This window comes from Phycisphaeraceae bacterium (assembly GCA_019454185.1).
Taxonomy (GTDB): Bacteria; Planctomycetota; Phycisphaerae; order Phycisphaerales; family UBA1924; genus JAHBWV01.
Map to the genome: position 1 here is coordinate 2,459,297 of CP075368.1, position 13,136 is coordinate 2,472,432.

Annotated in this window: 7 protein-coding genes and 1 riboswitch; of the genes, 5 read left to right on the forward strand and 2 right to left on the reverse strand. The window is 64.8% G+C overall.

Translation table 11 applies throughout. The features are described from left to right. Window position 1: 1 nt before the first annotated feature. Window positions 2-817: a hypothetical protein gene (locus KF838_10510; protein QYK47210.1), complete on the reverse strand. Its 816-nt coding sequence runs from the start codon at window positions 815-817 to the stop codon at window positions 2-4. 162 nt (window positions 818-979) lie between these two features. Next, a riboswitch (cobalamin riboswitch) is annotated at window positions 980-1,202 on the reverse strand. A 50-nt stretch (window positions 1,203-1,252) separates the two neighbouring features. After that, window positions 1,253-2,317 carry a lipoyl synthase gene (gene lipA, locus KF838_10515; GenBank protein QYK47211.1) on the reverse strand — a complete coding sequence of 355 codons (1,065 nt, stop codon included), beginning with the start codon at window positions 2,315-2,317 and terminating at the stop codon, window positions 1,253-1,255. 410 nt (window positions 2,318-2,727) lie between these two features. Between lipA and KF838_10520 the strand changes: the two genes are divergently transcribed. The 5 genes from KF838_10520 (at window position 2,728) to KF838_10540 (ending at window position 13,111) form a co-directional block, all read left to right on the forward strand. Then, window positions 2,728-4,239 carry a polysaccharide biosynthesis/export family protein gene (locus KF838_10520; protein QYK47212.1) on the forward strand — a complete coding sequence of 504 codons (1,512 nt, stop codon included), beginning with the start codon at window positions 2,728-2,730 and terminating at the stop codon, window positions 4,237-4,239. 133 nt (window positions 4,240-4,372) lie between these two features. Further along, window positions 4,373-5,308, forward strand: a complete 936-nt coding sequence (xrt, locus tag KF838_10525; GenBank protein QYK47213.1) for an exosortase — start codon at window positions 4,373-4,375, stop codon at window positions 5,306-5,308. Further along, on the forward strand, window positions 5,308-6,198 hold the full coding sequence (locus tag KF838_10530) for an exosortase-associated EpsI family protein (GenBank protein ID QYK47214.1): 891 nt from the start codon (window positions 5,308-5,310) through the stop codon (window positions 6,196-6,198). The genes xrt and KF838_10530 overlap by 1 nt, the downstream gene beginning before the upstream one ends. 30 nt (window positions 6,199-6,228) lie before the next feature. Further along, window positions 6,229-10,791, forward strand: coding sequence for a tetratricopeptide repeat protein (locus tag KF838_10535; GenBank protein QYK47215.1), 4,563 nt, complete (start codon window positions 6,229-6,231; stop codon window positions 10,789-10,791). A gap of 106 nt (window positions 10,792-10,897) precedes the next feature. Next, window positions 10,898-13,111, forward strand: coding sequence for a hypothetical protein (locus KF838_10540; protein ID QYK47216.1), 2,214 nt, complete (start codon window positions 10,898-10,900; stop codon window positions 13,109-13,111). Window positions 13,112-13,136 lie beyond the last annotated feature (25 nt).

Genomic DNA, 13,136 nt, shown 5'->3' on the forward strand with positions numbered 1-13,136 from the left:
TTCACGAGCGGCGTCTCCGCGGCGCGACGAATGATGCGGCGAGGATGAGCGTGAGCGAACCTGGCGCGGGGATTGCGGCGACGCGTGAGAGGGCGTCGATCTCGATGGCGGAGGTGCCGAAGGGGTTGCTGATGCGGACGTAGTTGACGACAGAGAGGCCGTACGCGCCGATATCGATGCCGGTGCCTCCTCCGGAGCCGTTGTACGCGTCGAGGACCTGTGTGTAGTTCATTCCGGTGAAGTCGATGGATGGATCGACGGGGAGGCGGAAGTTGGAGGGGACTGAGCCGCGTGTGAGGGCGAAGGGGTCGGTGAGATCGCTGTATCCGATGGTCGGGATCGTGCCATCGGGGACGACTCCTGTGGCGGTGACCCAGTGGAGACCGTCGGCGCTGAGTTCGACAACGCCGCCCTCGGAGAAGATTCCACCGACGATGCCGTTGGGGTAATCGGCATCGATGAAGGATGTGTTGCCGAAGATGAGGATGTCGATGCCGAAGGGGTTGTTCGGGTTGTCGCGGACGGGCGTGTCGAAGCCGAGGACGATGTGGCCGCCCGTGCCGATGGAGACGACCTGGTCGTAGTTGAACGCGCCGTTGAAGGCGGTGACTGCGGATGGGTAGAGGAACTCGGCGTTGTCTCCTGTGAAGCGAGAGGGGCGTCCGAGCGCGGAGGCGGGGTCTGTGTAGTTGAGCGCGGGATTCGATCCGGCGTTGTAGGTGAGCCATTGGGTGGCGTATGGAGAGGAGGCGTGTGCCGACCCTGTGAGTGCGGAGAGCGCGACGATGGATGAGACGATGGTGAGACGACGATTCATTGCGTGACCGGTCCTGCGCCAGCGGCGCGTTTGCACGGTGATTCGCGCACCGTGACTCCCGACGGGGACAACCCGTGGCGTCTCGCGGGGGACCGGTTCTCAACGGGAATATCGGCGCGGGAGCGAACGCCGATGACCGCCGAGGCCCCAGTCGCGAGGGCCACACGACAAACAGTCGTCGGCAGGTCTTCCGGCTCGGGGCTTGCTCTGGTCCTGCCTTCCCGGCGTTTCCGCCAGTGGCTGCTCCGGATGGCTGTCCGGAGCGGTGGACCCGAGGATCATGCCCATTACGGCGGCGCGTCCGCGGTGGAATCTCACCACACTTCCCATTTTCACCCGTGCGGCACGTGTGTGACGCGAGGGCACCGACAACGAGGGCAGCGTAGCGGAACCCGCGAAGTCGGTCAATATGAACCTTCGAGATTGGGGTGACTCTCACCCACGCATCGACTGGATGTCGCTCAGGACGTCGGCCTGATGGTCTGCGTGGTAACTGGAGCGGACGAGCGGGCCGGACTCGACGACTTTGAGTCCTCGGCGGAGCCCCTCGGCTTTGAACATGGCGAACTGGTCGGGGGTGACCCAGCGATCGATGGGGAGGTGGTTGCGTGTGGGCTGGAGATACTGCCCGATGGTGAGGATGTCACAGGCGTCGGTCGAGCCGTCGGCGCGGGTGACGCGGGTCTTGGCGAGCACATCGTCGATGAGCGCGAGGACTTCATCATCGCGCTCGCCGATGCCGACCATGATGCCGGTCTTGGCGACCCCCCCCTGCTCCTTCACGCGCCGGAGGAGTTCGAGCGAGCGGTCGAACTTCGCGCTCGGGCGGACGGCGGGGTACATGCGCCGGATCGTCTCGAGGTTGTGGTTGATGATGTGGGGCTTGGCGTCGATGACCATCTGCAGCGCGGGCCAGTTGCCCTCGAAGTCCGGGATCAGGACCTCGATCGACATCTCGGGACAGGACTCGCGGGTGCGGATGATCGTCTCGGCCCAGATGCCCGCGCCGCCGTCGGCCAGTTCGTCGCGATTGACGCTGGTGATGACGACGTGCTTGAGCCCCATGAGGGCGAGTGAGTCGGCGACGCGCCGGGGTTCGTCTTTGTCGAGGGTGTTGGGGCGTCCGGTTTTGACGTTGCAGAAGCCGCACGCGCGGGTGCAGGTGTCGCCGAGGATCATGATGGTGGCGACGCCGCGGGACCAGCACTCGCCCATGTTGGGGCATCCGGCCTCTTCGCAGACGGTGTGGAGCCGATTGTCGTCCATGATCTGGCGGAGCCGCTGGTAGCCGGGACCACCGGGGACCTTGGCCTTGAGCCAGGAGGGCTTTTTCTTGAGAGCGAGCTGTTCCGGGGTGCCTGCTCTGTTGTTGAGCACCATACCGGTCAGACTTAGAACGGGAGGGTCAACAGTGCGGAGCGGGTCGCCGCCGAGGGGCCTTGTGTGGCGTGCGGCGTGCGGGGCGGTTGTTTGCGAGGGTGGTGTGGGTGTGTGGTCCACGGTGTGATGCTAGGTTCGAAGTGGCGCGGATCATCGACGCAGTTTTTGCGCTGGCCAATGCGAGCCAGTGCGGACGGTGTCGTTCTTTGCGCTTTTCTGTGGTGTTGAAAGGTGCGGATTATGCCGTTGGGTTCAATCTGGGAAGTCCGGGTAAACAGGCAGGTCCGAGAGAGACGATCTCGATGGGCTCAGGATTGGGTGAGGATTGTGACTATGTCCGAACAACACCCCGATTCCGGACGTTTGACACGTTGCAGGCGCCTGCTACGTTCATGGTCCTTCGCGCTTGCCCCATGGAGGGGTCTGCCGACCGCATCCCGCTCCGTCGCGACCGCCCGGTCCGAGGGGATGGTGCGTCTCGGGGCGTGCCGCACGGACAGGACCAGTACTTTCTTTGAAGGAGCCAGGGCGTGAGCCGACTCCGTGGACGCGAATCCGACAGTTCGAGAGCCCATTCCTCTCTGTTGCGCTGCGTGATTGCGGCGGCAGGCGGAGTTGTGCTGCTCGGTGGCATGTCCGGGTGTGAGACAGATTCTTTCATTGACCCGAGTGTTGTGGGTCGGTGGGAGCACACGCCGACGACGGTGCCGATCCTTGAGCGGATCGCCGCGATCGAGGACCCGCGCACGGAGTTGGTCGAGTACACGGAGCCGACGGGGGACGACCTGCGTGTCGACGCCGAGGACTACCGGGTCGGCCCTGGCGATGCGTTGGATCTTGTGATCTATGACATGATCGTGCCTCGTCAGCCGGACGGGTATCAGCGGATCGTGGATTCGCGCGGGAATATTGACCTGCCGCAGTTGGGCTCGATCAGCGTGAACGGGATGACTGCCGACGAGGTCGTGCAGGCGATCCAGGAGCGGATGCGTCCGTTCGTCGGGAACCCGCTCGCGATGGTGAACGTCGCGAACCCGAGGCAGATGACCTTCAACGTGATCGGGGCGGTTCGGAACCCTGCTCCGTACTTCATGCCATCGCGTGACTATCGCGTGCTCGAGGCGTTGACGGCGGCGGGCGGCTTCCCTGAGACGACGCCTTATGTGTATGTGATCCGCCAGGTGCCGCTCTCGGCATCGGCGAGCGCGGGCGCTCGGGCGGGATCTTCCAACGCTCCGATGCGGACGAGCACGCCCACCTTTCAGACTGGTGAGGATCTGCTGCGTGTGATCGATGATCTGGCGGGCGCTGACGTTCCTTCAGGGAGCGTTGCCGCTCCGCGTCAGCCGGTTTCGGCCGGCGAGGATGCGCCTCCGATCGACCTTGTGGATGCGAGGGCATCGCAACCGACCGGCGGCTCGCCCGCGACGACTCCGCCCCCGACGGGAACGGGCGGTAACTGGGTGTATCTGAATGATCGCTGGGTGCAGGTGCAGGCGTTGCAGCCGGAGGGCGGCCTCCAGGGCGAGAGTGTGCCGCGTCTTGTGACGCAGCGTGTGATTCGTGTGCCGGTCAAGCCGCTGCTTGCGGGTGATGCGCGGTACAACATCGTGATCCGCCCCGGCGACATTCTGCGTGTGCCTTCTCCTGACACGGGGATCGTGTATGCCGCGGGGCAGGTTGCCCGTCCGGGTGTGTATCAGCTTCCTGATGCGGGGCGATTGACGCTGACGCGTCTGATCGACGCGGCGGGCGGGCTTGGCGCACTGGCGATTCCGGACCGTGTCGATCTGACGCGAATGGTTGGCCAGGACCGTCAGGCGACGATCAGACTGAACCTGCGTGCGATCGCGGAGGGGACGCAGCCGGATGTGTTCCTTCGTGCTGACGACCGAGTGAACGTCGGCACGAACTTCTGGGCCTTCCCGCTGGCGGTTGCACGGGGCGGTTTCCGAGTCACGTACGGCTTTGGTTTCCTGCTCGATCGCAACTTCGGCAACGATGTTTTCGGCCCCCCTCCCACGAGCGGCAGAGGGTTCTGATCGCCTGACAAAGGTCTTCCACGGAGGGTCGCCGGAGGTTTATACAGAAGCTTGCGCGTCGGGCCGGACGAACCCGGCGAGCGTGCGAGCGTAGGAGGTCGGTGCCGGTTCTGTTCGGCAGCATGAGCGCGGTATGTCAACACTCCAGGCCAAAGTCGCGCCGGCCCTGAACTCGGATCGTCGGATCCTCGGGATTCTTACGCCCACGGGTGCCGCGATGCTGCTGGTCGTTGCGGCGGCGTTTGTTGCGTTGTTCTTCCGGTGGTTCCTCGTGCAGAATCGGCACAGCTCGAAGTCGATCGAGGACTGGGGGCACGCGTACATCATCCCGCTGATCTGTCTGTATCTGATCCGGATGCGTGAGAAGGATCTTGCTCGTCTGAAGCCCGCGCCGTTCTGGCCTGGGATGGTGCCGATGCTGCTGGGGGTCATGTCCTACTTCTACTGCATGGTGGCGGTGAAGAACCACATGCTGCAGGGGTTCTCGCTGGTGCTGACGGTGTACGGTGCGGCGTTGCTGCTGCTGGGGCCTGCGATCGCGCGGCTGCTGTTTGTGCCCATCGGGTATCTCGCCTTCGGGATCACGATCTCCGAGGCGATCATGAACAACATCACGTTCCGTCTGCAGCTTGTGGCGTCGCAGATGTCGGAGGTGACGCTCGGGGTGCTCGCGCCGCTGTTCGGATTCTCCGTGCAGGCGGAGGGGAACTCGATCGAGTTGATCACCGCGAACGGGAAGTCGCACCCGCTGACGATCGCCGAGGCGTGTGCGGGCCTGCGGATGCTGATCGCGTTTCTCGCGCTGGGCGTGGCTGTGGCGTTGGTGGCGTGCCGCGAGTGGTGGCAGCGGATCGCGCTGGTGCTGCTTGCGGTGCCGGTGGCGTTGCTGATGAACGCGGTGCGTGTGACGGTGCTCGGGCTGCTGACCCTGGTGAACCCGGATCTGGCGGCGGGCGAGGCGCACACGCTGATCGGGACGTTGCTGCTGATTCCTGCCCTCGGCTTGTACATGGGCGTGGTGTGGATTCTCAATCGGATCGTGCGCAGCGGCGCGGGCGGGGGTGAGTGATGGCCAAGAACCCCTTCCTCATGCCCCAGTTCATCGCGGCGGTTGCGTTGCTGGGCCTGTCGTCGATCGGGATCAGCGCGGGGATCCGGGCGTACGGGATCTACCTGTCGAAGCTGCCGATCGAGGCGCCGGACGGGAGGACGCTCAACAGTCTGCCTCCCGAGACAGCGAATTGGATCAAGCTCGGGAACGATCGCATCGAGTCGGCGGATATCGTGGCGACGCTGGGGACTGACAACTATCTCTCGAGGACCTATATCGAGAAGAACCCGGCGGATCCGACGCGTCCGCGTGTGGTTGAGCTGCATCTGGCGTACTACACGGGGATGATCGACACGGTGCCGCACGTGCCGGACCGCTGCTTCATCGGCGGTGGGATGACGCAGGGAACGAACGCACAGGTGCTGCCCCTGCGGATGGATCGATCGAGGTGGTTCCAGGATCCGGATGTTCCCGAGGAGATGCGGGGCACGATCTGGCGGGCACGGCTCGCGGATGATTCGAGATTCACGTCTCGTCCCGGGCAGTCTGTGCGGCTGCCTCGCGAGCCCGACGCGATGCGGATGCGGATCATGGGGTTCGACATTCCGGGCGGGCCTCGCATTTATGCGGGGTACTTCTTCATCGCGAACGGCGGGCATGTGCCGACGGCGCAGGATGTCCGCCTGCTGGCGTTCAATCTGACAGATGATTATGCGTATTACATGAAGGTGCAGTGCACGAGTTCCACGGCCTCTTCGGCGGAGGATCTGGCGGCGATGTCGTCGGAGCTTCTCTCCGAGCTGATCGGCGAGATCATGCTCTGCGTGCCCGACTGGGTGGACGTGCAGACCGGGCGCTATCCCGCAGACAACCCCAAGAGAAACCAGGCGGCGGGCGGTCGTTCCTGACGACGCACGCATTCCCTCGAGGATCGAAACATGGCTTCGCGCGTTAACGTCAAGTTTGTCGTCATCCTCTCTGCGGCACTCACGCTTGTGTGCGGCGTGGTGGCGTATGTGGGCATCTCGATCGTGCTCAAGTCGGGTGATGACCTGGTGCGAATGGGAGACGCGAAGCTCAAGGAGGCGGAGAGCGCCGAGAGCGCGGGGAACAACGCCCTGGCGCAGGAGGCGTACGGCGCGTCTGCGTTCCTGTACTCGAAGGCCGTGGCGAAGGACCGATCGAACGTCGAGTTCCTGGATCGCTGGGCGACAGCGCTCTCTCGATGGACGCCCGACACGCAGACTGCGTATCGCTCGGCGTTCGAGCGGTCGATGGCGATCAAGCGTCAGAGGGCGATTCTGCTTCGCACCAATCTCGAGGCGTACCACGACTATCTCGGGACGCTGGAGCGGCAGATCCTGCTTGGAGAGCTCTCGCGTCAGAGTCTTGATTATCTGATCTCGGAGACCGCGGCCGCGTTGCAGTACTTTGAGAACGATGCGGGCGATGCGTTGCGTCGGTATCGCGGTCGGGCGTTGGTTGAGATCATGGATTCGAATCTTGAGTTGACCGAGCAGCAGCGCGAGCAGGCGCGGGCGGACCTGTTGTCGGCACTGAAAGTGGAGCCGACGAACGCGACGGCGGCGGTCGCGCTCGCCCGTTGGGGGCGAGCCGAGTCGAAGCGCGTCGCGGCACTCGGTGAGGCGGCGCGTGCTGCGGAGATCGAGCGTGAGGCCGTGGGCACGCTCCGTTCCTTCGTTGAGCAGAACAGGACCAATACGACGGGGCTTCTCGGGCTTCTGACGATCGATACCGAGGTCGCGCTGTCGGGCGCGGGGTCTCAGGAGAGCGCGCGGCGGGCGTTGCTCGCGTCGCTGCGTCCGCGTCTTGACGCGGTGCGTGAGGCGATGATGGCGGATGATCCGGCGAAGCTGGACATCCTGACGATCGCGCGATTCCGTCTGCTTGAGTCTTTGCTGGATCCGGAGTCGGGCAGTGAGTCGACGCGCGAGATTCTTGCGCGGGCGATCGCTGCGAACCCGACGGACCCGGATCTGCTAGCGATGAACGCGCGTCTGAGCTTCGATCTGAGGCAGTTCGCGCGGGCGATCGACGAGTACCAGGCGGTCGCGGATCTGAAGCCGCGCCCGGTGAGTCTTGAGGGGATGCGTCGGTACCTGAGGCGGGTGGAGGCGATCTCGCAGCAGGCCGAGTCGGTGCTCGGCATGTGGGAGCAGACCACCGGCGCCGAGGAGCGGACCGCGCTGGTGGAGCGGGCGAACAAGTATCGCCAGGCGCTGGCGGCCGAGTTGCCGACGGACGCACCTGCGCTGCTCCTGCTCGATGCAAAGATCGCGATCGCCTCCGGGCGTGAGTCTGATGCGCAGCGTCTCTTGTTCACGTACAACGAGCGCACGCTGAGCAACGACGTGCAGGGCGTGTGGCTGCTCGGGCAGGTGACGATGCGGACGCAACCGGGGATCGCGCGGCGGCAGTTCGAGCGCGTGCTCCAGATGCAGCCGGGCAACGCCGCGGCGATGATCGCGCTGGCGAGCATGGAGTCGCAGCTTCAGAACCATACGCGGGCGATCGAGTTGTACCGTCAGGCGCTGGCGATCAACCCCGGGAATGAGCAGGCGCAGCGCGGGCTGGACACGTCGCTGATCGCAACGAACCAGAAGTCTTCGGACGATCCTGTGATTCAGATCATCATCGACGCCCGGCGGACCGAGGCGGGAACGATGGAGAATCCGGGCGATCCTGCGGGCGCGGTCGCGATGCTGGAGCGAGGCGTGGTTGAGCACGACCTGGACCTGCGTCTGGTGTCGGAACTCGTGCGTCTCTATCTGGACCGCGAAGAGGTCGCGAAGGCGAGACAGCTGGTGTCCCAGGCGTCGGCACGCCACCCACAGCATGACTCGTTGACGCGCCTTCAGAACGCGCTCTCCAAGGGCGATCCGGTCGAGGCCGCTATCGATCTGATCGATTCGTCAGATCTGGCGCCGGCGACGAAGGAGTTGAGCAAGTACCGGCTGTATCGCTCTCGCGGGCGGACGGCGGATGCCACGCGTGCGATCGCTGCGGCGCAGCGGCTTGCACCGGATGATGCCGGCGTGATCGAGATTGCGTTCAACGACGCGCTCGAGTCTCGCGACGTCGAGCGTGCCAAGTCGATCGTTGAGCGTGCGACACGATTGGATACCGATCGTGTGGGAGGACTGACCTATCGGGCGCGTGTCGAGATGCTCGAGGGCAAGACTGCGGAGTCCGCGCGGACGCTGCAGCAGGCGATCAACGCGGGCGCGCCGTCGGTCGGTATCCACAGGTTGCTGGGCCGCCAGCTGGTGAACCTCGGGCGTGAGCAGGAGGGCTTCGCCTCATACCGTCGCGCACTTGAGATGCGCCCGGACGATGTGCAGACGATCAACGAATTGATCGCAGTTCTGGTTCGCTCGAATCGGCTGCAGGAGGCGCTGGCGGTCGCTCGCGACTCTGAGAAGTATGCGCGCACGGATCGGACCTTCCAGAATCTCTGGATGGACCTTGAGGCCGCGGTGGGTGATAAGGCCCTTGCGCTGAGCCGCCGGATGCGGATGGTCGAGCTGGACCCCGAGAATCGCGAGAATCGCGTCGCGCTGGCGGCGATCCTCATCGAGACAGCCCGCTGGGCCGAGGCACGGAAGGTGATCGACGATCTTCGCTCGACGGGTGATTCGCTGCAGCTCGTGGAGCTGGATGCGAAGTGGCACGCCGATCAGAACGATGTTGACGGCGCGCGTGGCGTGTTCGTCGGCTACATCACGGAGCAGGATCCGGCGACGCTGACATCGGAGCCGTACATCGTGTTCGGGCGGTTCATGCTGAACCGGCGTCTGAACGACGTAGGGATTGCGGCACTGAACCAGGCGAGGACCCGGCAGGATCCGAAGGTGATGGAGGCGGACAAGGAGCTTGCGGACTCTCTCTTCCGGCTCCAGCAGTTCGCTGATGCGTCGGCGCTCTACAAGGGGGTGCTGGATGCGAACGCGGATTCGCCGGAACAGTTGTACCGGCTGCGTTACATCGAGACGCTGCTTCGCCTGCAGCAGTGGGACAGCGCGGAATCTCTGGTAGCGGGATTCGGCGATCGGGTCGAGAACGATCCGGTGGTGCTGATGCTTCGTGCGGACATCGCGAAGGGCCGGGGCGATATGCGTCGCTGCCGCGAGATCCTTGACAGGGCGGTGGCCGTCGCGCCCGAGGATGCGCTGGTGTATGTGGAGCGTGCGCAGGCGCGTGCACAGGACCCGCTGCTTGTCGGGCAGGCGATGCAGGACCTTGACCGTGCTCTGCAGCTGCGTCCGTCGCTGTGGCAGGCGCTCCGGATTCGCGCCGCGATCCGAGCCCAGCAGGGCGACATCGAGGGCGCGTTGGCGGATCTGCGCTCGGCCGTGACCGCGAATCCCGCCTTGAATGAGCTTCGATACGGTCTGATGCTCGAGCTGCTCAATCGTGGGCGTTCGACGGACGCGGCGGAAGTCGCCGAGCAGGGGCTTTCTCAGCGGCCGGGCGATCTGATGCTGATGCTCGGTACTGGTCAGATTTTCGCGGAGCGCGGGCAATGGCCTCGGGCGGCGGTCTTCTACCGGCGCGCGTGGATGCAGGCGCAGGACGTGGCGACGGCGCAGTTGTATGTCGAATCGCTGCTGAACATGACGCCCCCGGACCTGACCGAGGCGACGAACGTGCTCAACCGCATGGGTGAGCGTGTCGCGAACGACCCTTCGCTGATTCTGGCGAGGGCGGAGATCCTGGCGAAGCGGAACCGGCTGGACGATGCGCGTCGCGAGTTGACCGCGTCGTACACGAACGTGAGGAACGAGCCGCGCCAGATCATGGCGTGGTACGCCGCGGCTCGGCGGATTCTGACGCGTCCCGGCGAGCTGGCCTCGTATCTGGAGTTGCTTGAGCGTGAGATTCCGGATCCGTGGGTGACGTACCTGCGTGGTCGGACGCTGGCCGAGAGCAGCGCGACGCTGTCGCAGGGCGTTGAGCTGCTGCGTCGGGTGCAGGGGACCAACAACGTTGCGCTGGGCGTGAACGCGTTCCGCAGCGAGGGCGGCTCTTACTACGCTCTTGATCGGTACGAGGAGGCGGTCGAGGCGTGGAAGCGCGGGATCCAGAAGTACGCGGACGACTGGGAGATGAACAACAACCTGGGGTTTGTTCTGGCTAAGAAGCTCGGGCGTGCGGCCGAGGCGGTGCCGTTTGCCGAGCACGCGGCCCGGATGAACCCGAACGTCGCCGAGATCCAGGACACGCTGGGCGTCGCGTACACGATGACCAAGCAGTTCGACAAGGCCGATGCGGCCTTGCAGAAGGCGATGTCGCTCTCCCGTGCAGCGTCTGAGTCTCAGATCACGATCATGGTGCACCAGGGGGTGCTTGACCATGCGATGGGGAACATGGAGAGCGCCCGGACGCGTGCGAAGTCGGCGGATGACCTGCTCCGGGCCATGCCGACGGAGAACCCCTCGATCCGTGCGGAGGTTGATGCGTTGCTTCGGCTTGTCCAATAACTCACGCTCACGCCGGGTCTCGACCCGGCCGATACAGACGACGACACAGGACCAGACTGACCACGGGCCTGCCAACGGGCCGGCTTCTTCAGAAGAGATGTGAACCATGAGCACCGCTCCCGCTCCTCGCCCGCCCGTTCCTGCGCCCCCGCGTCCCGCGCCTGCCCCGCAGCAGGGGATGGCCATTCCGACGCTGGACCCGATCAAGCTGTTCAGGAAGTACCAGTGGATCCTGCTGATCGCGAGCTTCGTCGGGATCGGCGTGGGGATCGTGCTGCACGTGGGGATGTTGCGGTATTACCCGACGTTCCGTGCGACGGCGATCTTCCAGTGCTATGCGCCACAGGTGAGCGCGGGCTCTGTCGAGGGTGCGATCCGGGCCGACCGCGATGAGTTCGAGCGTTTCATGGCGACGCAGGCGCTGGTGATCAAGTCCGACGTTGTGCTGCAGCGGTTCGCCAACGACCCGCGTCTGGAGCGTGAGGCACCGAACTGGACACGGACGTTCTACGAGAACGGGCGTTACAACCCGTCGCTGGCGATCGAGAGCATCAAGAAGACGCTGAAGGTTCGCGCGGTCTCCGGCTCGCAGTTCATCGAGATGTCGATGGGGTGGCGGAAGCGTGAGGACGTGGCGGCGGTCGTCGGCTTGATGCGTCAGTCGTATCTCGAGGTGCTGCGGACGCAGACCGGCTCGGAATCGACGAAGAAGAAGGACTCGCTGGTCCGCACGATCCAGGATCTGGACCGCGAGCTGACCCGTCTCCAGGGCAGCAAGCGCCAGCTGATCGCGGACAGCCGGATCGATTCTCTCGACCAGCGGTTCAACGAGACACAGAACGCCCTGCAGCAGTTGCAAACGAAGGCCGTGCAGGTCCGCCTCGACCTTGAGTCGATCCGCACGACGCTCGCAAACTACGAGCAGGAACTGAACTCGCCGGCCGGCCCGAACTATCCGGACGAGCTGCGTGCGCAGGTTGATATGGACCCGGTGATGAACAACGCGCGGTCCGTGCTGAACAACATGGAGAGCCAGTTGAAGGCCCTCCAGCAGAACGGGTACGGCCCGATGCACCGCGAGGTGACGCTGCTCCGCGCCCAGATCGACGGGCAGAAGGCGCAGATCGAGCAGTTGCGTCAGTCGATCCTGGCGGATCGCTTCGCGGCGATCATCGACGGCGCACGACGCGCGAAGGCGAGTCTCGAGGCGCAGCAGCTCGACTCTGACACGCAGGTGCAGCAGTTCCAGGCGCGCCTGGTCGAGATCACGAACATCCAGGCGCAGATCCGGGATCTTGATCAGCAGATCGAGCGTGTGATCACGTCTCGCTCGGCACGTCAGGACGAGCTGAGCAACCTTCAGGCCGTTGACCGCCTCGAGACGAACACACGTGTTGTGACCTATCAGACCGAGACCGTGCCGGATCAGGTTGCGTTCCCGTTGATCTACATCACGGTCCCCCTCGGCTATATCGCGGTCGTGGGCATGGTCGGGCTCTGGATTCTTGTTCGCGAGATTCTTGATCAGCGCATCAAGGGCCCGAGCGACATCGCGCTCATCCCCCGGGCGAAGCTCCTCGGCATGATCGCGGCGACGAGCGAGGATCCTTCCGGGGTCAAGGCGGTCGAGACCGTCGTGCGAGATCAGCCGACGTCGGTGCTGACGGAGAACTTCCGCCAGTTGCGTGCGCCGCTCACAAAGCGTCTGCACGCGTCGGGGCACAAGTCGCTGGTCGTGATCGGCGGGATGCCGGGCTCGGGGGCGACCTCGGTCGTGACGAACATGGCGTTCGCGTTCTCCGGCGCCGAGATCAAGGTGCTTGTCGTTGACGCCAACTTCAGGCGTCCGTCGCTCCACAAGATCCTCGGGAAGAGCGAGGGGCCGGGGCTGGCGGATGTGCTCGCCAGATCGACGCCCTTTGAGACTGCGGTGCAGCCGGCATCCAAGCCGGGCGAGCCGGACCTGCTTTCGGTGGGCACGCCGGCGAACCGCATCTTCGAGCGTCTGGGCGCGAAGGCGATGTCGGATGTTCTCGAGCAGGCCTCCGCGGTGTATGACATGGTGATCATCGACACCGCGCCGGCGGTCGTCTCGGGCGACGGTCTGGCCATCGCCAACCGCGCGGACGCCTCGATCCTCGTGGTCAAGGCACTCTCCGAGAAGCGGGGCCTTGTCGCGCGGCTCCGGAACGAGTTGTCGGACACGCGTGCCGAGTTCCTCGGTGTGATCATCAACGGCGTGCGCTCGTCCGCGGGCGGCTACTTCCGACGCAACATCCGCGCCACGGCGGACTACCAGAAGCCCCAGACGAACACCTGAGAGACGTAGAACCCGTTCAACCTTT

Excerpts from the sequence above, each read along its gene's own strand:
- KF838_10510 (QYK47210.1), bottom strand. The coding sequence starts at position 817 with ATGAATCGTCGTCTCACCATCGTCTCATCCATCGTCGCGCTCTCCGCA.
- xrt (QYK47213.1), top strand. The coding sequence starts at position 4,373 with ATGTCAACACTCCAGGCCAAAGTCGCGCCGGCCCTGAACTCGGATCGT.
- KF838_10530 (QYK47214.1), top strand. The coding sequence starts at position 5,308 with ATGGCCAAGAACCCCTTCCTCATGCCCCAGTTCATCGCGGCGGTTGCG.
- KF838_10535 (QYK47215.1), top strand. The coding sequence starts at position 6,229 with ATGGCTTCGCGCGTTAACGTCAAGTTTGTCGTCATCCTCTCTGCGGCA.
- KF838_10540 (QYK47216.1), top strand. The coding sequence starts at position 10,898 with ATGAGCACCGCTCCCGCTCCTCGCCCGCCCGTTCCTGCGCCCCCGCGT.